Source organism: Cupriavidus sp. KB_39, from assembly GCF_052114485.1.
In the GTDB taxonomy this organism is placed as follows: domain Bacteria; phylum Pseudomonadota; class Gammaproteobacteria; order Burkholderiales; family Burkholderiaceae; genus Cupriavidus.
This window is the reverse complement of the sequence record NZ_JBFREV010000007.1, coordinates 13,739-34,880: the sequence shown is the minus strand read 5'-3', so window position 1 is coordinate 34,880 and position 21,142 is coordinate 13,739. Positions and strand designations below refer to the sequence as shown.

Sequence of the window (21,142 nt, the reverse complement as noted above, 5' to 3'; positions counted from 1 at the left end):
GCGGCCTGTGCACAGGCCGGAAATGCCATTTTCGTTGAATCGTCAATGAAAATACATCCTCGGGAATACCGAGGAAGCACTGCCCTGCAGAATGAGGGCGACGCATTACACTGTCGGCCATGCACCACATCCCCCAACCCTCTCCTGCACCGCTCATTGCCTATTTCTGGAGTGACGATGCCATCCGCAGCCGGAGTGTGAGTGACGTCGTGTTATCCGGCACGGTCGACATTCCCGAACCGCCGGCCCGGCTGCGCGCGGATTGGGCGCGGGAAATCGCGTCCAATATGTCGCTGGAAACCGGCGATGTCGAAGCGATGTCCCTGCCACGGGCGCGAATGCGCTGGCCCGACTACTCGGCCTGCGTACAGGCGGTGTCAGATTGGGCGCGCACCTTCGGCATGATTTTGTCGACCGACGTCGCGCTCATGGCCTGCCGCGGCGCGCGCTATCACCATGATGGAGAGCAATACGCCGGTCTGGCCTTCTGCAATCTCTTCCTGAGTGAAGACAAAGGGCTGGACGTGCATTTTCCGGCGCTGGATCTTCGTATCCCCTTGCAACGGGGGACGGTGATGATCTTCGATACCTGCCAGCCGCACGCCGTCATTCGGCGCGGCAGCGATGGTTTCGATTTGGCCGATTTTCCCTCGGACCAGGATTGGACACAGCTATTTTTGACCTGGGAGTTGCCGGTCGAAAGTGCCCCCGTCGAACAGGCGCTCAACATCAAATTCGATATTGACCCTGCCGCTGCCGCGACGATGAATGCCGAGCAAYTGCGGCTGAATGGCGAAAGGGTCGATGTCCGCCACGACTCCGGCCAGTGGCGACCGGCGGATTAACCGCCTCAGTCATCCGCTGCGTCGAACGCCTGCCGCACGCACGCCGCCAGCCGGCTAGCCAGGAAATTCAAGGGGAAATGGTCAGACGTGACCGCGAAGCTGCGGAACATGACCTCGCCCGCAAACGGAATCTCGCGCACATCGGGCAAGCCAAGCGCGTGGCTGACGATCGGACTCACGATGGACACGCCGAGACCCTTGCTGACCATCTTGCAGATCGTCGTGGCAAACGGCGTTTCGATGGCCAGCAGCCGCGAGCCGATCGGAAAGTGCCGGTCGATCTCCCGCCGGTTCGCGCTTTCCGCCGGCAGCGAAATGAAGGATTCCCCTTCGAAATCCGCCGGATTCAGGACCGAACGTGTCGCCAGCCGATGGGATGCGGGAACAATGCCCACGCCACGCGCGAGATTGATTTCCTCATATTGCAGGCTCGGTAGTTCGGTCGGAACGGAGCAAAATCCAATATCGCAAAATCCTCTCGCGATCCATTTAGCCACCACCTCGGACCTGCCCGTATTCAGCAGCACTGGAATATCGGGAAAATCCTGCCGAAAAAATCGCATGGCGTCCGGCAATATGCTGTCGGCAATGGAGCCGACGGCCCCCACGCGCAGTAGCCCGGTGCCCCGGCTGCGAATGGTGTTCGCACTATCGTCCAGAGATTCGAGTCCGATGAAAGCGCGTTCGACATCCGCATAGAACGCCTCGGCCTCTGCCGTCGGAATCAACTTGGTCCCCACGCGCTGAAACAACTGGAAGCCCACCTTGCTCTCCAGCAAGCCGATCCAGCGGCTGATATTGGGTTGCGACGTATGCAGAAGACCGGCCGCCGTGGTCATGGAGCGCGACATCATCACGGCGCGGAACGCCTCGATTTCTTTGAAGTTCATGGAACGGCCTCCCGAAAGATGGCGATTGTGGCACGCAGGGACGCATGCGCCACCCCGCCCTCAACCCATATCGGAATTGTATAAGACAGTGCGATCGGCTGATTTGACGCATGGGTTGTCGCAAACCAAACTCGATGTATGTTTATTTCAACCGAGTTTGAAAATGGAATCCAAAGTCAGCCGCCGGCTTAAGCAACCTCCCGCCAAAGAGGTTATCCAGTACATTTTCCAGCCGCGTACCACGCGTGAATTCTTTACCAAGAATTTCGAAGTGCTGACGCAAATCAACCTGGCCCATCTGGTCATGCTGGACCAGCAGGAGATTCTCGACAAAACCACCACGGCGACCCTCGCCAACGCCCTGCTGAAAATGCGGCGCGAGGGCCCCGAGGTCGTCGAACTCGATGAAGCGCGGGAGGATGCCTATTTCAACTACGAGGCGCACCTGATCCGCCTGATTGGCCAGAATGTCGGCGGCCGTCTGCACACGGCACGGAGCCGCAACGATATTGGGGCGACCAATGACCGGATCCGCGCGCGCGGCTTCGTGATCCGGATCTGCTCGGCGCTGGCCGGGCTATGCGAYGCCGCGCTGAGCCAGGCGGATGCCTACGCYGACTACGTCATGCCCGGCTATACCCACATGCAGGCCGCGCAGCCCATCACCTATGGCTATTACCTGTCGGCGCTGGTGGAAGCCTGGTCCCGGGACATCGACCGCCTGATGCACGTCCTGGAAACCCTCGACGGCTGCCCGATGGGCGCTTGCGCGCTCGCCGGCACGTCATTTCCGGTCGACCGCACCCTCACCAGCACCCTGCTCGGCTTCAGCCAGCCGCTTGGCAACGCGCTGGACAGCGTGGCGTCCCGGGACTTTGCGCTGGAGTTGAGCGCGGCACTCTCGATCATGATGATCACCTGCAGCCGGATGGTGCAGGACTTCTATATCTGGTCGACGCCGGAATTCGGCTACCTGACGTTTCCGGACAGCATCGCCGGCACGTCGAGCATCATGCCGCAGAAGAAGAACCCGGTCGTGCTCGAATACCTGCGTGGCAAGACCGCCCAGCTGATCGGCCTGACCTCGGCCGCCCTCACGACGGTGAAATCCACGCATTTCTCGCATTCCGGCGACAGCAGCCGGGAAAGCACGCGAACCTGCTGGGAGAGCTGCGAAGAGGCCCTGAAGAGCCTGGAACTGATGAAGCTGCTGGTGCGGGACGTGCAGCCCGAGCGGGAACGCATGGCGTCGCGCGCGGCTAACGACTTCTCCACGGTGACCGATCTGGCCGACCTGCTCGTCCGCAAGGCCGACCTCTCGTTCCGCGATGCCCATCACATTATCGGCGCCGTAGTGCGGCGTGCGCTCGACGAGGGCCTGCCGGCGACCGCGATCACCCCAGCGATGATCGATGACGCCACTGCGGAGCAAGTTGGCAGGCCCGCCGGGCTCTCGGCCGAGGACGTCGCCCAATGCCTGGACCCGATCCGCAATGTGAACAGTCGCCAGTCGTACGGCGCGCCAGCCCCGCAAGGCGTGCGCGAGCGGCTCGACGTGCAGCGCCGCGCGCTCGATACCTGCACCACCGCGCTGGACGCCACCGTCACCCGCATCGACGACGCCGCCGCATTGCTGGAGCAGCGCACCCGGAACCTGGCCGCCGGCTGACAACATCAAGAATAGAGGAGACAACCATGTTCAAGTTCACCACCGTGCTCATCGCGGCCATGGCGTGCTGCTCGGCCGCCGGCGCGCAGGGCTACCCCAACAAGCCGATCGACCTCGTCGTGCCCTTCGCGCCCGGCGGCACTGTGAATCTCACCGCGCGGCTGCTGGCCACGCGCATGTCCCAGATGCTCGGACAGCCGGTGATCGTCGACAACAAGCCGGGCGCCGGCGGCGCCATCGGCGCGGCCTATGTGGCCAAGGCACGTGCCGATGGCTACACGCTGCTGTACGCCACCATGGGCAGCCAGGTCATCCAGCCGCTCCTGACGAAGAACCTGACCTTCTCGCCCGCGAAGGACTTCACGCCAATCGCGCTCTTCGCCACGGTGCCGAACGTGCTGGCTGTCTCCGCAAACACGCCGGCGAAGAACATGGCCGAACTGCTCCAGTACGCCAAGGCGAATCCCGGCAAGCTGAACATGGGCTCCGCCGGCCAGGGCTCCGTCAACCACATGATCGGCGAGCTGTTCATGCTGCGGACGGGCGTCAAGTTCACCCACGTGCCGTACAAAGGCGCGGGACCGGCGACCACCGACCTCCTCGGCGGCCAGATCCAGATCCTGTTCGCGAATCTTCCGGGCCTGCAGCCGTATGCGAAGGCCGGCAAGATCCGGCTGCTCGGCGTGGCGAGCCACCAGCGCAATCCCGCGATTCCGGACGTGCCGACGTTTGAGGAACTCGGCATCAAGAACGCCGAGACCGAGTCTTGGTCAGCCCTGATGGCACCGGCCGGCACCAGCGCAGAGGTCATCAGGAAGCTGCAGGACACCGTCCGGACCGTCGCCACGGATCCGGCGATGGTCAAGCAGTTGATTGCCGAAGGCGCGCAGCCGTTCTATGGCACGAGCGACACCTTCGCCAAGGTGATCGCGGAGGACAACAAGCGTTGGACCGAGGTGGTCAAGCGCGCCAATGTCCAGCTCGATTAGGAACGGCGTGTTCGCGCCCACCCAACTGGGGCAGACCCGCCCCCCCATTACAGGGAGGGTAGCCTACCCTCTTTGACCTACATCATCCCCGAACACCGTATGTTTCGAGGGGATGACGATGGCACGCAAGTTTCCATGCTGCACCACGGCGAAGCGGCGCGCGATGCTGGCCGCACTCGCTGTGACCCTGGGGTTGTGCGCTGGCGGTGTTCGCGCTGAAACGTTTCCCTCCCGTCCGCTGCGCATCGTCCTGTTGATCGGCCCCGGCAGTAGCGGCGACGCCGTGTCGCGCTTCGTCGCCGACAAGCTCGGCGCTGCCTTGGGCCAGCCGGTCATCGTCGAGAATCGCCCCGGCGCGGAGGGCCTGATCGCTGTGCAGAGCGTCCTGAGCGCACCGGCCGACGGCTACAGCATCCTGCTGGTGACGCCTTCCATGCTCAGCGGTCCGCTACTGAACAAGGCCGCGAACTACGATCTCCAGCGGGACTTCCGCATGGTGTCGTTCCTCTACCGCAACTCCGCGCTGCTCGTGACGGGGCCGCAGAAGCCCTACGCCGACGTGAAGCAGGCGCTGGAGACCGTCCGCGCCACGCCCGGCGCCGTCAGTTTGGCCGACTACGGCAACACCTACCGCGTCGCCGGCATGCTGCTGGCCCAGCAAGGTGGCCTGGCGTTCAATGCGGTCAGCTACAAGGGCTTCTCGCAGGCATCGGCCGATGTGATCGGCGGTGCGGTGGACCTCGGCCTGCTCGACGCCGGCGCCTCCATGCCGCTGGTGCGCGCGGGCAAGCTGCGCGCACTGGCCAGCACCGCCACGACCCGCCTGCCGGACCTGCCCGCCGTGCCCACGCTGCGCGAAACGGGCTTCCCCGGCTACGAGATGTATGTCTGGATCGGGCTCGCGGTCCGCCGCCAGACCGACGACGCCACGGCGCGGCGTCTGGAACAGGCTGTCGCCGCCATCACACGGTCCCCGGCCTACCTGCAATTCCTGACGACGTTTGCCGGCTCCGAAGCGATGTCCGTCTCGGGCGCGCAGGCCGATCAGGACCTTGCCAACGAATCCACACGATATCGGCGCGCAGTCGAGGCCATCCAGCAGGCCCGGCGCTGAATTCCCCGTACCTCCGAATCCCCCGCACACACAGAAGGAGTGTCATGAGCGAGCTTTGCAAGGATCGCGTCGTCGTCATTACTGGCGCCGGTCGCGGCATCGGGCGCGAGTACGCGCTGCAATTTGCACGCGCCGGCGCACGCGTGGTGGTCAATGATCTGGGCGCCGCACCTGACGGCGCCGGCGCGGCAAGCGGCCCCGCACAGGCGGTGGTCGACGAAATCCTCGCGGCAGGCGGACAAGCCGTGGCCAATACCGACGACATCTCGGACTGGGACGGCGCGCAACGCCTGATCCAGACCGCCATCGACCACTTTGGCGGGCTGGACGTGCTCGTCAACAACGCCGGCATCCTGCGCGACCGTACCCTCGTCAATATGACGGAAGCGGACTGGGACTCCGTGATCCGCGTCCATCTGCGCGGCACCTTTGCGCCGATGCGCCACGCCGCCGCTTACTGGCGCGACGAGGCCAAGGCCGGGCGCACCCGCGAGGCGCGCGTGATCAACACGAGTTCGTCGTCGGGCCTTTACGGCATCGTCGGCCAGACCAACTACGGCGCGGCCAAGGCGGGCATCGCCAATATGTCGATCGTTGCCGCACGGGAGCTGGAGCGCTACGGCGCCACCGTCAACGTGATCTACCCGACGGCCATGAGCCGCCTGACCGAAGACCTGTTCCGACAGAACGGCATGGCCGCGCAGGCSGAACAGACGCAGGCCGGCGGCGGCTTCGATCCGCTCGACGCCGGCAACGTCGCGCCGCTCGTGGTCTGGCTCGGCAGCACGCAATCCAGCACCATTACCGGACGCGTGTTCGGCGTGCGCGGCGGCGCCATCACGGTGGCCGAGGGCTGGCACGCCGGCCCTCGCATCGAGAAAGAGGGCCGCTGGCTGCCGGAGGAGTTGTCGGCGCACATCCCCGATCTGGTGGCCCGCGCCGCGCCCAACGCGCTGATCTCGGGCGAGATCCCGCACCGCGAGGGCGTTCCGGCATGACCCCGACTCCATCCCCCGTCGCGAAATTCACGCCGCAGCCGGTGCCCGGCACGCGCCCCTTCTGGGAAGGCACGCAGGCCGGCGAACTGCGCCTCCAGGTCTGCGACAGCTGCGGCACGCACGTGCTGTATCCACGCCCGCACTGCCACCAATGCGGTGCCGAGACCTTGTCGTGGGTCCGCGCCAGCGGCCGTGCGCGCCTGTATTCCTATGTGATCAGCCACCTGGCCATGCCGGGCTGGGCCGGCCAGACGCCCTACGTGATTGCCGTGGTGGAACTCGAGGAAGGCCCGCGCATGATGACGAATATCGTCGGCGTACCCGCCGACCCGGCGCACCTCGTGCTCGATATGCCGCTCGAAGTGGTGTTCGAGCCGCGCGGCGAGGTCATGCTGCCGCAGTTCAAGCCCCAGACGGAGGCCGCCCGATGAGCCGGCTCGACCAGATCATCGCCATTGCCGGCGCCGCCGAGACGGAACTGGGCGCCCTGCCCCACCTGTMCGAGATGGACCTGCGCGCCGACGCCGCGCGCCGCGCGCTGGCCGACGCCGGCCTCACGCTGGCCGATGTGGACGGCATCACGAGCGCCGTGGACAGCCCCATCGACGTCGCCCACTACCTCGGCATCACGCCCGCCTGGTACGACGGCACCTCGGTAGGCGGCTGCTCGTTCATGGTCCACGTGCGGCACGCCGCCGCCGCGATCCGCGCCGGACTCTGCAACACCGTGCTGGTGCTCCACGGCCAGTCCGGCCGCTCGCGTGTGGGCTGGCCGCCTCGCTCAGTGCCGCCATTCTCGATGCTGGGCCAGTTCGAGATGCCCTACGGCAGCGGCGCGCCGCCCAACACCTTCACGCTGCCGATGCTGCGCTACATGAAGGAGACCGGCACCACCCACGAGCAACTGGCCGAAGTGGTCGTGGCGCAGAGCCACTGGGCCGCCGGCAACCCGCGCGCCAGCCGCAACAAGCTGCTGACCGTGGACGACGTGATGGCGTCCCCGATGATCGCCTATCCGTTCCACAAGCTCGAATGCTGCGTGGTCACCGACGGCGGCGGGGCCCTGGTTATCACTACGGCGGAGCGCGCGCGCAACCTCCGGCGCGCGGACAGCCCGGTCTACCTGCTCGGCTCGGGCGAGGCCTGCGACAGCCCGCTAATCTCGATGATGGACGACATGACCAGCTCGAAGGCGTTCCGCCTGTCGAGCCGCCAGGCGTTCGCGGAGTCTGGCGTGAGCCACGCTGACATCGATCATCTGATGATCTACGACGCCTTCGCGCACCTGCCGCTCTACGGGCTGGCCGATCTCGGTTTCGTCGCGCACGGCGAAGCCGCGCGTTTCATCGAGGCCGGCCATACCCGCCCCGGCGGCAAGCTGCCGATGAACACCAATGGCGGCGGCATCCTGTACACGCATACCGGCATGTACGGCATGTTCGCGATCCTGGAGGCCGTGCGCCAGCTGCGCGGCGAGGCCTTCCGGCAGGTGGATGGCGTGCAGTGCAGTTTYGTGCAGGGGGTGGGCGGCATGTTCACGGCCGCCGCCGCGCTGGTGCTCGCCAACACGCTGCCATAGCTGGATGCCACCCGGAGACAACACGACCATGCAGAACGAAGACTGGACACACCTGGGCGACCGCGCGCGGCGGCACCCCGAGCGGATCGCCGTCATCAATGGCAGCAATGGCATCTCCCTGACCTACGGCGAGCTGGACCGGCGTGCCAACCGCCTCGCGCGGCGGCTCCAGCAAATGGGGCTGCGCCCGGGCGACCACATCGCCATGGTGCTGGAGAACAACCTCCGTTGTTTCGAAATCGGCTGGGCGGCCTTGCGCTCCGGGTTGCTCGTCACGCCGGTCAACCGGTTCCTGACGCCGGCCGAGGCGGCCTACATCGTCGAGGACAGCGAGTCGCGCGTGGTCATCAGTTCCCATGCCATGCGCGAGCTGGCCGAAGGGCTGACCGGGCTGATGCCGAACTGCTCCGCGCGGCTGATGGTGGACGGCACGATCGACGGCTGGGACAGCTACGAAGCTGTCGTCGCGACGGTCTCGGACGCCCCGCTCGACGCCGAAACCCTCGGTGCCCTGATGCTATACAGCTCGGGCACCACCGGACGCCCGAAGGGCATCGTGCGTGCCCAGCCTTCGACCCGGATGGCCGATTTCATCGACCCGTTCCGGCGCGGCCAACTGCGCCACTACGACTTCTCCGACGACATGGTCTACCTGTCGACGGCCCCGCTCTACCACGCGGCACCGCTGGCCTGGGCGCTGCAGCTGCAAGCCACGGGCGGCACCGCCGTGTTCATGGAGAAGTTCGAACCGCTCGCCGCGCTGGCGCTGATCGAGCGCTACCGTGTCACGCACAGCCAGTGGGTGCCGACCATGTTCGTCCGGCTGATGAAGCTGACCGAGCAGGAGCGGCACGGTTTCGACCTGTCGAGCCTGCGCATGGCCGTGCACTCGGCGGCGCCCTGCCCGGCCGACGTCAAGCTGCGCATGATCGAATGGTGGGGCCCCATCCTGCACGAGTACTACGGCTCCACCGAAGGCAGCGGGCTGACGATGATCGACAGTGCCGGCTATCTTGCGCATCCGGGCTCGGTCGGCCGCGAAGCCATCGGCAAGCTACACATCTGCAACGACGAGGGCGACGTCCTGCCCCCGGGGCAGCCGGGCCTGATCTACTTCGAGCGGGACACCCTGGCGTTCCACTACCACAACGATCCGGAGAAGACCGAGTCCGCGCGACATCCCCGGCATCGCAACTGGACCACGGTGGGCGACGTGGGCTATGTGGACGAGGAAGGCTACCTGTACCTGACCGACCGGAAGACGTTCATGATCATCTCCGGCGGCGTCAACATCTATCCCCAGGCGATCGAGGACGCGCTGGTCACGCACGAGAAGGTCGGGGACGTGGCGGTCATCGGCGTTCCGTGCGCCGAGATGGGCGAGCAGGTCAAGGCCATCATCGAGCCGGCACCAGGCATCGTGCCCAGCGCGGCGCTCGGCGAGGAGTTGATCGCCTACCTGCGCGGGAAGGTGGCGCGGTACATGATTCCGCGCTCGGTGGATTTCATCGACCGCATGCCCCGGTTGCCGACCGGCAAGCTGTACAAGCAGGCGCTGCGCGAGCGGTACCGCACCAGCCCCTGACGAAAACAGGCCCGCAAGGGCCTGTTTTCTTTCCTGCCACCGCTCGAACCGCCGCCGGCTCAGGCGCCCCGCCAGCCGGCAATCGCCTCGGGCGACAAGCCCCAGGCGGCCAGCGCGGCATCCACGCCGTCGGCATCGGGCGATTGCGGCGCCTGTGGCGGCGTCGGCATGGCCGAAGGCGTGCGGCTGAAGCGTGGCGCCGGCGCGGGCTGCACCACGCCATCCACCTCGACGAATGTGCCGCGCGCCTTCAGATGCGGGTGCGACGGCGCCTCGGCAAACGACAGGACCGGCGCAAAGCAGACATCGGTGCCTTCGAGCAGATCGCACCAAGCCGCGCGCGTGCGGGTGCGGAACGCGGCCGCGAGCACCTCGCGGGTATGCGGCCAGCTCGCGGTGTCCATCTGCGGGCCGATGGCGTCYGCCGGGATGCCCATGCGCTCCAGCAACTCGGCATGGAAGCGTGCCTCGATCGGGCCGATCGAAATCCATTTTCCGTCGGCGCAGGCGTAGACATCGTAGAACGGCGCGCCGGAGTCCAGGATGTTGGTGCCGCGTTCGGGCTGCCACTTCCCGGCCGCCGCCAGCCCGAAGAACGTCATCGCCATGGACGCGGTGCCGTCCACGATGGCCGCATCCACCACCTGCCCCTGGCCGGAGCCGCGCGCCTCGAGGATGGCGGCGAGCACGCCCATGGCCAGATAGAGCGCCCCGCCACTCATGTCGCCGAGCAGCGCCAGCGGCACGGAAGGCGGCTGTCCCTGCCGGCCGATGGCATCGAGCGTGCCGGTCAGCGAGATGTAGTTGATGTCGTGACCCGCCACCTGGGCGAGCGGCCCCTCCTGCCCCCAGCCCGTGATGCGGCCGTAGACAAGCCGGGGATTGCGCGCCAGGCAGACGTCGGGGCCGAGCCCCAGCCGTTCCGTCACGCCGGGCCGGAAGCCCTCGATCAGCGCATCCGCGCCAGCCACGAGTTGCAGGACGCGTTCGACACTGGCCGGCTGCTTCAGGTCCAACGCAATCGATGTGCGATTGCGCAGCGTGAGGTTGTAGCGCAGCGGCTTGCTGACGCCGAGGTCCACCGGCGTCTCGCGTTCGATGCGAATCACCTCGGCCCCCATGTCGGCCAGCAGCATCGCCGCCATCGGCCCGGGACCGATGCCGGCCAGCTCGACGATCCGTACGCCGGCCAGCGGCCCCTTGCGGTTCGCATCCCCCATCTCAGCCCTCCATGGCCACTGCCGGCCGCTCGGCGACCAGACGCGTGCGGGCAAAGTCGAACAGCGTCGAAGCCGGCTCGGCCAGCAGCGCGCCGCCCAGCCGCGCAGCGCAGCGCGACTCCGTGCCCGCCGTGGTGCGCCATTCGTGCAGTCGGCGCGTGAACAGCCCCAGMACGTGTTCCTCGGTGATGCCGATGGCACCATGCACCGCGTGGGCGATGGCGGCGACGCGCGTGGCGGCCGCCGAGGTTCGCAGCTTGGCCGTCGCCGCGAGCAGCGGATCGGGCAGATATCCCGCGCTGGCCGCRCAGCCGAGCCGGGCCGCCAGCACCSCTGCCGCCACCTGCTCGGCCAGCAYGCTCAACTCCTGTTGCACCGCCTGGAACTGGCCAATGGCGCGCCCGAACTGGCGGCGGTCGGTCGCGTAGGTCACGCMGAGCGCCTGGATGCGCTGCATGGCGCCSGCCATGCCCACGGCATGTAGCGCGTTGCAGAGCGTCTCGGCATCGGCCCCGGCGGCGGGAATACGCGCCACCGCCTGCGCCGAGCTGTGCCAGCGGACCGTRGCCGACACGCGCGGCCGGAAGGCWCCGGGCTCGCGTTGCGCGCCTTCCGTCGGCATCAGCCACCAGGCGTCGTTTCGACTCAGCAATACATGGTCGGCCAGCGCCGCGCCGGGCACGTCCSGGCAGACGATCTGTCCGCCGACCTCCAGCGCGAGCGGTGCGATGGCGATGGCACCCGGGCCCGCCGTGATGCCGGCCGAGGCCAGGATGGCTCGCGCCACGGCGGTTTCGGCAAACGGCAGCGGCAGTCCGGCACGCGCCGCGGCCAGCGCCAGCGGGAACAAGTCGGACAGCGACAGCCCGGCGCCGCCACTCGCCTCGGGCAAGAGCGCGTCGGTGTAGCCGAGCGCGTCGATGCGCGCCCAGAGGTCGGCGGCGCCCTCGCCGGCTTCGGTCCGGCGCAGTTGTTCGTCGTCGCAGAGATCGAGCAGGGGCCGCTCGAATCCTTCCAGCAGGGAATCGGTCATCAAACCATCTCCAGTATCAGCGTAATCCGAGGCTGCGGGCGATGATGCCGCGCAGGATCTGGCGCGTGCCGCCGCGCAGCGAGTAGCTTGGGGCGAGCTGCATCACGTAGGCCAGCGTGCGTGCGAGCGCGGGCGATGGCACCTGCGCGTCGCGCTCGAGCGCCGTCTGGATCCAGTCGGGCATCGCCTGTTCAAATTCGGTGCCGAGGTCCTTGACCAGCGCGGCCTCCTGCTCGGGGTTCTCGCCCCGGTTCAGCTTGTCGGCCACGGCCAGCGACATCGCACGCAGCACCGCCAGATTGCCGACGATCCGGCCCGCGAGTTCGGTGGATGCCAGCGACACCTCGCCCGCCGCGCGAACCTCCGCCAGCCATGTTTCCGCCAGCACCAGGCTCGAATAGATGCGCTCGGGGCCGCTGCGCTCGAAAGCCAGCTCCGCCGTCACCTGCTTCCAGCCCGAGCCCTCCTCGCCAATCAGTGCGTCGGCGGGCAGTTGCACGTCCTCGAACAGCACTTCGCAGAAGTGGGCGTCGCCGGCCACGTCGCGGATGGGGCGGATCGTGATGCCGGGCAGCGAGAGGTCGATGACGACCTGCGACAAGCCCTGGTGGCGATCCTCGGTCACGCCCGACGTGCGAACCAGTGCCACCATGTACTGCGAGCGATGCGCGTTGGTCGTCCAGATCTTGCGGCCGTTGAGCAGCCAGCCCGCGTCGTTGCGCGTGGCCCGGGTGCGCACGCTGGCGAGATCGGAGCCCGTATCGGGCTCACTCATGCCGATGCAGAAGAACGCTTCGCCGCGAATGATGCGCGGCACGTAGAAGTCACGCTGCGCCGGCGTGCCGTAGCGCAGGATCAGTGGCGCGGTCTGCCGGTCGGCGATCCAGTGGGCGGAGACCGGCGCGCCGGCAGCGAGCAATTCCTCGAGTAGCACGAAGCGCGCGAAGCCGCTGCGGCCACCGCCGCCGTATTCCCGTGGCAGGGTCAGGCCGATCCAGCCCTGTGCGGCGAGCGCCTGGCTGAAGCTGGCATCGAAGCCAAGCCATGAGCGGGAGCGGACCTCGGGTGCGACGTCGCGCATCGCCGAGCGCAGGAAGGCGCGCACCGGTGCACGCAGGGCCTCGTCCTCGGGCGGGATCGCAATCAGGCCGGGTGTGGGAAGCAAAGTCGTCAAGATGGCTCCGGTTYTTGCATGGCCGGCAGGCCGCCTGTTGCGGTGCCGGGATGGCATAATCTATGGCCCCCGCCCGGCCGCGTCCAATACCGGATAGAGACCGCCCGATACGCCAGCCGTATTGCCAACCGCCCTTCTTCGCGCCCATGGAGCTTCGTCAACTCAGGCAAGTCCTCATTCTTGCGGAAACGCTGAACTTTCACCGTGCCGCCGAAAAACTGCACATGGCGCAGCCGCCGCTTTCCACGTCGATCCGCAAGCTCGAGGAAGAGCTGGGCGTGACGCTGTTCGATCGATTGCCGTCGGGCCTGCGCCTGACGCCGGCGGGCGAGGTGGTGCTGCGCAACGCGCGCCGCACGCTGTTCTATTCGGAGGAAGTGCGCCGTGCCGCGCGCGAGGGCGAAGCGGGCGAGCAAGGCATGCTGCGGCTGGGGTTCATCGGATCGGCCACGTACTCAGTGATGCCGGAACTGCTGCGTACGTATCGGCGACAGTACCCGGGCGTGGACCTCGCCATCGAGGAATCGACGACCGTGGAACTGCTGAGCCGGCTCGAGGACCACTCGCTCGACGTGGCGCTGGTGCGCTACCCGGTGCTCGAACCCACCAATGCCGAACTGACCCTGCTGCAGCGCGACCACTTCATGCTGGCCGTCAGCACGGACTCGCCGCTGGCCGCACAGGCGGACATCGCCCTATCCGAACTGGGGGATGTGCCCTTCATCATGTACTCGCGCACGCGGGTGCCGTCGATGCACATGCTGATCACCTGCGCGCTGCACGGCGCCGGCATCAAGCCGCGCATCGCGCAGGAAGCGGTGCAGGTGCAATCGATCCTGAGTCTGGTGGATAGCGGGCTGGGCGTGGCGCTGGTGCCGAACAACGCGGTCAAGTACGCCGGCACCGGCGTGCGGCTGCTGCGGYTGCGGGACTGGCCCATGCAACAGGCCATGGGCGTTGCACTCGCCACGCTGCCGGATGCGATGACCGCCACGGCGAGCAATTTCGTCGCCGTCGCCCGCAGCATCGCTGCAGCGGGCTTGGCGGGCGAGGCTGGCGGCACTACTCCTGGTGGATATTCGCCGTCTTGACGATGCGCCGTGTCCGCTCGATCTCGCTGACCTGGAAATCGCGGAACTGCTGTGGAGTGGCCGGGAACACCGTGCCGCCCATCGTCTCGATGAAACGCGCGCTTTCCTGCGTCGCAAGGAGATCACCCACCGCCTTGGCAATCCGGTCGACCACGGCCTGCGGCGTCTTGGCCGGCAGGAACACGCCGGTCCAGGCGAACGCCTCGTAGCCCTTGCTGCCGGTCTCGGCGATGGTGGGCACGCCGGGCAGCTCCTTGAGCCGTTCCGGGCTGCCTACCGCCAGCGCGCGCACCTTGCCGGCTCGCACCAGCGGCATCACGGCGCTCACCTCCGCCATCGTGTAATCCACGCTCCCGCCGGCGAGGTCGCTCATGGCGAGCGACGTCCCCTTGTACGGCACGGGCATGGCGCGGATACCACGCGTTTCGTGGAACAGTTCCAGCGCCACCTGATAGGTCGGCGTGCCGGCTGCGTAGTTCAGCTTGCCCGGCGCGTTGCGCGCGGCCGTGACCAGTCCGTCGAGCGTCGTGTACGGCGAGCTGGCGGGCACCGCCAGCACCATCGGGAACCGCGCGATGCGCGCCACGGGCACGAAGTCCTTGATCGGGTCATAAGGCAGCTGGCGGAAGACTGCCGCGTTGGTCACCATCGGCGAGTTGCTGGCGACGAACATCGTGTAGCCGTCCGGTGCCGACTCGGCTACCTGGCGCGCGGCAATGAAACTGTTGGCGCCCGGCTTGTTCTCGACCACGAAGGGCTGGCCGAACTTCTCGGTCAGGTGCTTGCCGATAAAACGCGCGGTGGTGTCGGCGCCGCTGCCGGGCGGCAGCGATACCACGATCTTGACCGGCCGGTCTGGGTAGTCCGCGGCGGCGGCGGCGCCGCTGGTCGCGCAAAGCATGGCGGCCATGCACAGGCCCGCGATTTGTCGATGCATTGTTGTCTCCATTATGGTTATGTGCCGACCGGCGACGGCCGGCTGGTGTGACGCTAGCGCTTCAGGAAACCGTCGAGCGCGGCCTCGTGCTCCTCGGTATGGTGCGCCAGCGCCTGGAAGCCGGCGGACATTTCGAGCAGCGTGGCRAGGCTGGTTTGCTGGCCTTCGCGCAGCAGCCGCTTGGTCATGCGCAGCGCGTGCCCCGGGTTGGCGGCGATTCGCCCCGCCAGCGACATGGCGGCCGGCATCAACTCGTCCGCAGGCACCACGCGCGAGACCAGCCCCCACGCCAGCGCCTGCTGCGCATCGATCGCCTCGCCCGTGAACGACATCTCGCAGGCGCGCGACATGCCCACGGCACGCGGCAGCAGCCACGCCCCGCCATCGCCGGGYAGCAATCCCAACTTGRCGAAGCTCTCCGCGAACACGGCCTTGTCCGAGGCAATCCGGATATCGCACATGCACGCGAGGTCATTGCCGGCACCGTACGCGGGGCCGTTCACGGCGGCGATCGTCGGCACCTCAAGCGCCTGCAATGCCAGCGGCAGCCGCTGGATGCCGTTCCGGTACGCGTAACGGCTATTCGCCGGCACGCCCAGCCCGGTGCCGACGGTATCGCGCAGCGTCTTCAAGTTACCGCCTGACGAGAACGCCGGGCCCGCCCCGGTCAGCACCAGCACACGCACCGAGAGGTCGTCGTTGATCGCCTGGCACAGGTCGACGATGCTCTCTATCGCATCGTCATCCGACAAGGCGTTGCGGGTCTGCGGGCGGTTCATCGTGGCAACGGCCACGTGTCCGATGGTTTCGATCTTGAGGAAGTCGCTCATGCTTGGATTCTGATTTCGGTAAGGGGACGAAAGGCAGCCCTGCAGCCGCCGGCTATTCCTTCTCCACGCCGGCCGACCGCGCGGCGACGCTTCATATCCATCTGTTGCCTCCTCAGTAGGACTTCGGCAGGCCAAGCACCTTCTCGGCCACGAAGCACAGGATCAGCTGCGGGCTGATCGGTGCGATGCGGGGAATCAGCGCTTCGCGCAGATAGCGCTCCACGTGATACTCCTTGGCATAGCCATAGCCGCCGTGCGTCATCACCGCCGTCTGGCAGGACTTGTAGCAGGCCTCGGCCGCGAGGTACTTGGCCGCATTGGCCTCCGCGCCGCAGGGCTCGCCGCGATCGAACTTCGCAGCCGCGTTGAGCACCATCAGGTTGGCGGCTTCCAGCTCCATCCAGCATTCGGCCAGTGGATGCTGGATGCCCTGGTTCTTGCCGATCTGGCGGTCGAACACGATACGTTCCTTGGCGTACTGCGTGGCCCGCGCCAGCGCCACGCGCCCGAGCCCAACCGCTTCCGCCGCCACCAGGATCCGTTCGGCGTTCATGCCATGCAGGATGTACTGGAACCCCTTGCCCTCTTCGCCGATGCGGTCCTCCACGGGCACCTTGAGGCCGTCGATAAAGACYTGGTTGGTGTCGACAGCCTTGCGGCCCATCTTGTCGATCTCGCGGGTCTCCACGTGGTTCCGGTCGATGGTCGTGTAGAACAGGCTCAGGCCTTCCGTCTTGCTCTTGATGGCCTCCAGCGGCGTGGTGCGCGCCAGGATCAGCATCTTCTCCACGCAACTGGCGGTGGAGATGAAGGTCTTGGCGCCGTTCAGCACGTAGTGATCGCCGTGCCGGTCCGCGCGCGTCTTCAGTTGCGTAGTGTTGAGGCCGGTGTTGGGCTCGGTCACGGCGAAGCAGGCCCGCTCGCTGCCCTGAATCAGGGGCGGCAGCATGCGTTGCTTCTGCGCCTCGCTGCCGAAGACCACCACCGGGTTCAGGCCGAAGATGTTCATGTGCACGGCCGAAGCCCCGCTCATGCCGGCACCGGATTCGGCGATGGCCTGCATCATGATGGCGGCCTCGGTGATGCCGAGGCCCGAACCGCCGTAGGCTTGCGGGATGCAGATGCCCAGCCAACCGTCCCTGGCGAGCGCCTGATGGAAATCGGTCGGAAAGCCGCCGACCTTGTCCTTCTCCAGCCAATACTCGGCGTCAAAGCGCTCGCAGACCTTCAGGATGGCCTCGCGAATCTCGCGATGTTCGGGGGAATGATCGAAGGTCATGCTCATGCCACCTCCACCGCCATGGCCGTGGCTTCTCCGCCACCCAGGCACAGACTCGCCACGCCACGGCGCAGCCCCCGTTCGCGCAGCGCATGGACCAGCGTCACAAGCAGCCGGGCGCCCGTCGCGCCGACCGGATGGCCCAGCGCGCAGGCGCCGCCGTTCACGTTGACGCGCGCATGCGGCAGGTTCAGTTCGCGCATGGCGAGCAGCGTCACCACCGCAAAGGCCTCATTGATTTCGAACAGGTCGACGTCACCAGCCTGCCAGCCGGCCTTGTCCAGCACGCGGCGGATGGCGCCCACCGGTGCGAGCGAGAACTGCCCCGGCGGCAGTGCATGCGTGGCGAGCGCGGTGATCCGGGCCAGCGGCGCGATGCCCTTTGCCCGCGCATCCGCCTCGCGCATCATGACCAGCGCGGCGGCGCCGTCTGAAATCGACGACGCGTTGCCTGGCGTCACCGTGCCCTCGGTGCGGAAGGCGGGCGACAGACGTGGGATCTTGTCGATGTCGCAGCGCGCCGGGGTCTCGTCATCGCGCAGCGGCTCGCGATTGCGGCTCTTCCCCGACTTCGGCGACAGCTCGACGATCTCCGCCACAAAGCGGCCTTCGCGCACCGCAGCCTGCGCACGCGCCACGCTTTCGGCGGCGAACGCATCCTGCGCCGCGCGCGAGATGCCAGCCTGTTCGGCGGTCAGGTCGGCGTAATAGCCCATCAGATGGCCTTCATACGCATCCTCAAGACCATCGCGATACATATGGTCCAGGAACTGCCCGTGGCCGAGGCGGTAGCCCTGCCGGCCGCGCGGCACGAGGTGCGGCGCGTTGGTCATCGACTCCATGCCGCCCGCCACCGCCACCGTGCAACTGCCGGCGCGCAGCAGGTCATGCGCCAGCATGGCTGCCTTCATGCCGGACCCGCACATCTTGCTGATCGTCGTCGCCGGCACCGATGGCGGCAATCCCGCACCAAGCACGGCCTGCCGGGCCGGGGCCTGGCCAAGGCCGGCGAACAGGCAACAGCCCATGATGGCTTCGTCGACGCTATCGGCCGACACCCCTGCCTGCGCCACGGCGGAGGCAATGGCGGCAGCGCCAAGCTCGGGCGCCGAGAACGTCGATAAAGCGCCCTGGAACGCGCCGATGGGCGTGCGCTGCGCGCCCACGATGACAATGGATGAATCTCGCTCGTGCATCACTGCATCTCCTGGAACGATGTCTTGGGGGTGGATGCCCGATCAGGCGTCCGCGACGAGGGTCGCGGCCGACGCCGCCATGGCCTCGATCTCCGCCGGGCTGTAGCCGGCTTCCGCCAGCACCTCGGCGCTGTGCTGGCCAAGCCGGGGGGCTTGCCGGGCGATATGCGGCTGGGACTTCGACCACCGTGACGGCACCGTCATCGAGCGCATGCGGCCTTCGCTCGGATGCTCGACCATCTCGAAGAACCCCACCGCCTGCAGGTGCGGGTCGTTCATCAGCGAGTCGAGCGTGTGCATGGGCATGACTGGGATGTCGGCCGCTTCGAGCACCGCCGTCCATTCCGCCGACGTGCGCGTGGCCATCACCTCGGCCAGCATCCGGTACAACTCGTGGATGTGCTTCGTGCGCTCGCCGATCGAGTGGAAGCGYGGRTCGTTCGTCATGACGTCGGGCTGGCCGATCAGCGCGAAGAACGTTTTCCACTGCTTGTCGTTGTAGACCATCACGCACAGGTAGCCGTCACGCGTGCGGTATGGCTTGCGGTTGTCGTTCAGCAGGCGCGCGTAGCCGGCGGGGCCGATTGGCGGATCGAAGGTCGCGCCGTACATGTGATCGCCCAATACGAACTGCGCCATGGTCTCAAACATCGGCACTTCGATCGACTGGCCTTCACCGGTGCGGGTGCGGTAGAGCAGCGCGGCCGTCACCGCGTTGGCGGCGCTCATGCCGACGATGCGGTCCGCCATGGCGTTCGGCGCGTAGCGCGGCTCTTCGGAGCCGGCCAGCGTGCTCAGCGCCGGGATGCCCACGGCGCCCTGGATCAGGTCGTCATAGGCCGGCTTGGCCGCGTAGGGACCGCGCTGGCCGTAGCCGTAGACACCCACGTAGACGATGCGCGGATTGACCGCCGCGATGTCCGCGTAGCCGAGCCGCAGGCGCTGCATGGCCTGCGGGCGGACGTTATAGATCAGCACATCGGCGTCAGCGGCCAGGCGCAGCAGCGCATCACGCCCGGCTGGCTGCTTGAGATCCAGCACCACGCTGCGCTTGTTGCGGTTGGCATGGAGAAAAACGCCCGCCATGCCGGGATTGCGGGCAGGACCGATGCCACGCACGGTGTCGCCGCCGGGCGGCTCGATCTTGATGATGTCCGCGCCGAGATCGCCAAGGATCTGGGTGGCGTACGGTCCCATCAACACCGTGGTCAGGTCCAGGATGCGTATCCCGGCCAGCGGCCCGTTACTCTCCTTGCCGTCCTTGCCAACTGCGCCCGTGGCGCGTGCAGTACCTTCCACCTCCATCGCAATCTCCTCGAAACGATGGAGCGCATGCTACGGACGCACCCCGGCCGCGACAAATACCGTCTTCATGTCGCCCGATACCTGCTTCGTATCGATCACCCCGTTCCCCGCCCCTACCCATGTTGGGGAGGGTGGCGGAGGGGGCCCCACCGCTATGCTCGTTCCCCTGATCCGACCAACAGCCAGCAGGGAGCCGTGCATGGACTTGCGATTCACCCGAGCCGAACAGGATTTCCGCGAGGAAGTCCGCGCTTTCGTGCGGAGCCAGTTGCCCGCCGACATCGCCGACAAAGTCCGCAATCACCAGCGTCTGGAAAAGGACGACTTCGTGCGGTGGCATCGCATCCTCCAGGCGCACGGCTGGGGGGCGCCGAACTGGCCGGTCGAGTACGGCGGCACCGGCTGGAACGCCATCCAGCGGCTGATCTTCGAGATTGAGACCTTCCACGGCGACGCCCCGCGCCTGCTGCCGACCGGCCTGGCCATGATCGGGCCGGTGTTGCAGAAGTACGGCAACGCKGCGCAGAAGGCCCRYTTCCTGCCGCGCATCCCCACCATGGAAGACTTCTGGTGCCAGGGCTACTCGGAGCCCGGCGCGGGGTCCGACCTCGCCTCGCTGAAGATGCGCGCCGTGCGCCAGGGCGACCGCTACATCGTGAGCGGCCAGAAGACGTGGACGTCGTATGCGCAATATGCCGACTGGATTTTCTGCCTCGTCCGCACCGATGGCGAGGCCAAGCTCCAGGACGGCATCTCGATGCTGCTGATCGACATGAAGAGCCCCGGCGTGACGATCCGTCCCATTACCACCCTCGACGGGGGCCACGACGTCAACGAAACGTGGTTCGAAGACGTGGAGGTGCCGGTCGAGAACCTGGTGGGCGAGGAGAACCGCGGCTGGACCTACGCCAAGTACCTGCTGGGCCATGAGCGCACTTCCATCGCCGGCATCGGCCATTGCCATCGCGAGATGCGCCTGCTCAAGCACTACGCCACCGAGGCTACCGACGGCAAGGGCCGGCGGATGATCGACGATGTGCGCATGCGCGACAAGATCGCCCGGCTTGAGATGGACCTGATGGCCATGGAAATGCTCCTGCTGCGCGTGGCCACGCAGGAAGGTAGCCGTGGGCCCGGTCCGGAAGCCTCGATCCTGAAGATCCGCGGCTCCGAGCTGCAGCAGGACATCGCCATGCTGCAACTGGAGGTGGCGGGCCCGAACGCGTGGCCGTACGCGCCGGAGTGGCGCGAGGCGGGCACCGTCCAGCCGGTCAGCGGGCCGGATTGGGCATCGCCGGCTGCGGCCACCTACTTCGATACGCGCAAGACATCGATCTACGGCGGCGCCAACGAAGTGCAGAAGAACATCATCGCCAAGATGATCATCGGATTCTGAAGGGAGACACAG

The 21,142-nt window shown here is 67.0% G+C and carries 19 protein-coding genes; 10 read left to right on the top strand and 9 right to left on the bottom strand.

Annotated features, from left to right (window positions below; translation table 11 throughout):
• Window positions 1–119 precede the first annotated feature (119 nt).
• Window positions 120–845 (top strand): hypothetical protein, encoded by a 726-nt coding sequence (locus tag AB4Z27_RS07560; protein WP_441591063.1) that lies wholly within the window; start codon window positions 120–122, stop codon window positions 843–845.
• Between the two features lie 5 nt (window positions 846–850).
• On the opposite strand, the gene AB4Z27_RS07555 is transcribed toward AB4Z27_RS07560, so the two are convergent.
• On the bottom strand, window positions 851–1,735 hold the full coding sequence (locus tag AB4Z27_RS07555) for a LysR substrate-binding domain-containing protein (RefSeq protein WP_092293055.1): 885 nt from the start codon (window positions 1,733–1,735) through the stop codon (window positions 851–853).
• Between the two features lie 163 nt (window positions 1,736–1,898).
• On the opposite strand from AB4Z27_RS07555, the gene argH reads away from it, so the two are divergent.
• From argH to AB4Z27_RS07520, 7 genes are all read left to right on the top strand, one after another.
• Window positions 1,899–3,404, top strand: coding sequence for an argininosuccinate lyase (argH, locus tag AB4Z27_RS07550; RefSeq protein ID WP_441644170.1), 1,506 nt, complete (start codon window positions 1,899–1,901; stop codon window positions 3,402–3,404).
• Between the two features lie 26 nt (window positions 3,405–3,430).
• Window positions 3,431–4,393, top strand: coding sequence for a Bug family tripartite tricarboxylate transporter substrate binding protein (locus tag AB4Z27_RS07545; RefSeq protein WP_092293051.1), 963 nt, complete (start codon window positions 3,431–3,433; stop codon window positions 4,391–4,393).
• A 118-nt stretch (window positions 4,394–4,511) separates the two neighbouring features.
• Window positions 4,512–5,507, top strand: a complete 996-nt coding sequence (locus tag AB4Z27_RS07540; protein ID WP_441591064.1) for a Bug family tripartite tricarboxylate transporter substrate binding protein — start codon at window positions 4,512–4,514, stop codon at window positions 5,505–5,507.
• 44 nt (window positions 5,508–5,551) lie between these two features.
• A complete protein-coding gene (locus AB4Z27_RS07535) occupies window positions 5,552–6,505 on the top strand; it encodes an SDR family oxidoreductase (RefSeq protein WP_092293047.1) in 954 nt (317 codons plus the stop codon).
• Window positions 6,502–6,936: a Zn-ribbon domain-containing OB-fold protein gene (locus AB4Z27_RS07530; protein ID WP_441591065.1), complete on the top strand. Its 435-nt coding sequence runs from the start codon at window positions 6,502–6,504 to the stop codon at window positions 6,934–6,936. Before AB4Z27_RS07535 ends, AB4Z27_RS07530 begins: the two co-directional genes overlap by 4 nt.
• On the top strand, window positions 6,933–8,084 hold the full coding sequence (locus AB4Z27_RS07525) for a thiolase C-terminal domain-containing protein (RefSeq protein ID WP_441644169.1): 1,152 nt from the start codon (window positions 6,933–6,935) through the stop codon (window positions 8,082–8,084). The genes AB4Z27_RS07530 and AB4Z27_RS07525 overlap by 4 nt, the downstream gene beginning before the upstream one ends.
• 28 nt (window positions 8,085–8,112) lie before the next feature.
• On the top strand, window positions 8,113–9,669 hold the full coding sequence (locus AB4Z27_RS07520; protein WP_092293043.1) for an acyl-CoA synthetase: 1,557 nt from the start codon (window positions 8,113–8,115) through the stop codon (window positions 9,667–9,669).
• A 59-nt stretch (window positions 9,670–9,728) separates the two neighbouring features.
• On the opposite strand, the gene AB4Z27_RS07515 is transcribed toward AB4Z27_RS07520, so the two are convergent.
• The 3 genes from AB4Z27_RS07515 to AB4Z27_RS07505 are packed head-to-tail and all read right to left on the bottom strand — an operon-like array spanning window position 9,729 to window position 13,096.
• Window positions 9,729–10,889, bottom strand: a complete 1,161-nt coding sequence (locus AB4Z27_RS07515; protein WP_441591067.1) for a CaiB/BaiF CoA transferase family protein — start codon at window positions 10,887–10,889, stop codon at window positions 9,729–9,731.
• A gap of 1 nt (window position 10,890) precedes the next feature.
• Complete coding sequence (locus tag AB4Z27_RS07510; RefSeq protein ID WP_441644168.1) at window positions 10,891–11,922, bottom strand: acyl-CoA dehydrogenase family protein; 1,032 nt, start codon at window positions 11,920–11,922, stop codon at window positions 10,891–10,893.
• A gap of 16 nt (window positions 11,923–11,938) precedes the next feature.
• A complete protein-coding gene (locus AB4Z27_RS07505; protein WP_369823380.1) occupies window positions 11,939–13,096 on the bottom strand; it encodes an acyl-CoA dehydrogenase family protein in 1,158 nt (385 codons plus the stop codon).
• 146 nt (window positions 13,097–13,242) lie between these two features.
• On the opposite strand from AB4Z27_RS07505, the gene AB4Z27_RS07500 reads away from it, so the two are divergent.
• Window positions 13,243–14,187, top strand: coding sequence for a LysR family transcriptional regulator (locus AB4Z27_RS07500; RefSeq protein WP_092293034.1), 945 nt, complete (start codon window positions 13,243–13,245; stop codon window positions 14,185–14,187).
• Here AB4Z27_RS07500 and AB4Z27_RS07495 read toward each other — a convergent pair.
• From AB4Z27_RS07495 to AB4Z27_RS07475, 5 genes are all read right to left on the bottom strand, one after another.
• Window positions 14,159–15,124 (bottom strand): Bug family tripartite tricarboxylate transporter substrate binding protein, encoded by a 966-nt coding sequence (locus tag AB4Z27_RS07495; RefSeq protein WP_092293032.1) that lies wholly within the window; start codon window positions 15,122–15,124, stop codon window positions 14,159–14,161. The genes AB4Z27_RS07500 and AB4Z27_RS07495 overlap by 29 nt on opposite strands.
• 53 nt (window positions 15,125–15,177) lie before the next feature.
• Entirely contained in the window at window positions 15,178–15,954 is a 777-nt protein-coding gene (locus AB4Z27_RS07490; RefSeq protein WP_441644167.1) for a crotonase/enoyl-CoA hydratase family protein, read from the bottom strand.
• A gap of 112 nt (window positions 15,955–16,066) precedes the next feature.
• Entirely contained in the window at window positions 16,067–17,233 is a 1,167-nt protein-coding gene (locus AB4Z27_RS07485; RefSeq protein WP_092293027.1) for an acyl-CoA dehydrogenase family protein, read from the bottom strand.
• Window positions 17,234–17,235: 2 nt separating this feature from the next.
• Window positions 17,236–18,429 carry a thiolase family protein gene (locus tag AB4Z27_RS07480; RefSeq protein ID WP_441591070.1) on the bottom strand — a complete coding sequence of 398 codons (1,194 nt, stop codon included), beginning with the start codon at window positions 18,427–18,429 and terminating at the stop codon, window positions 17,236–17,238.
• A 42-nt stretch (window positions 18,430–18,471) separates the two neighbouring features.
• Window positions 18,472–19,734: a CaiB/BaiF CoA transferase family protein gene (locus tag AB4Z27_RS07475; RefSeq protein ID WP_441644166.1), complete on the bottom strand. Its 1,263-nt coding sequence runs from the start codon at window positions 19,732–19,734 to the stop codon at window positions 18,472–18,474.
• Between the two features lie 199 nt (window positions 19,735–19,933).
• On the opposite strand from AB4Z27_RS07475, the gene AB4Z27_RS07470 reads away from it, so the two are divergent.
• The gene (locus AB4Z27_RS07470; RefSeq protein ID WP_441644165.1) at window positions 19,934–21,130 is read left to right on the top strand and encodes an acyl-CoA dehydrogenase family protein; all 1,197 of its coding nucleotides are present in this window, start codon (window positions 19,934–19,936) and stop codon (window positions 21,128–21,130) included.
• Window positions 21,131–21,142: the final 12 nt, after the last annotated feature.

Bases quoted from the DNA above. Each gene is read 5' to 3' on its own strand.
- AB4Z27_RS07520 (WP_092293043.1), top strand. From the start codon at position 8,113: ATGCAGAACGAAGACTGGACACACCTGGGCGACCGCGCGCGGCGGCAC.
- AB4Z27_RS07545 (WP_092293051.1), top strand. From the start codon at position 3,431: ATGTTCAAGTTCACCACCGTGCTCATCGCGGCCATGGCGTGCTGCTCG.
- AB4Z27_RS07495 (WP_092293032.1), bottom strand. From the start codon at position 15,124: ATGCATCGACAAATCGCGGGCCTGTGCATGGCCGCCATGCTTTGCGCG.
- AB4Z27_RS07540 (WP_441591064.1), top strand. From the start codon at position 4,512: ATGGCACGCAAGTTTCCATGCTGCACCACGGCGAAGCGGCGCGCGATG.
- AB4Z27_RS07530 (WP_441591065.1), top strand. From the start codon at position 6,502: ATGACCCCGACTCCATCCCCCGTCGCGAAATTCACGCCGCAGCCGGTG.
- AB4Z27_RS07555 (WP_092293055.1), bottom strand. From the start codon at position 1,735: ATGAACTTCAAAGAAATCGAGGCGTTCCGCGCCGTGATGATGTCGCGC.
- AB4Z27_RS07480 (WP_441591070.1), bottom strand. From the start codon at position 18,429: ATGCACGAGCGAGATTCATCCATTGTCATCGTGGGCGCGCAGCGCACG.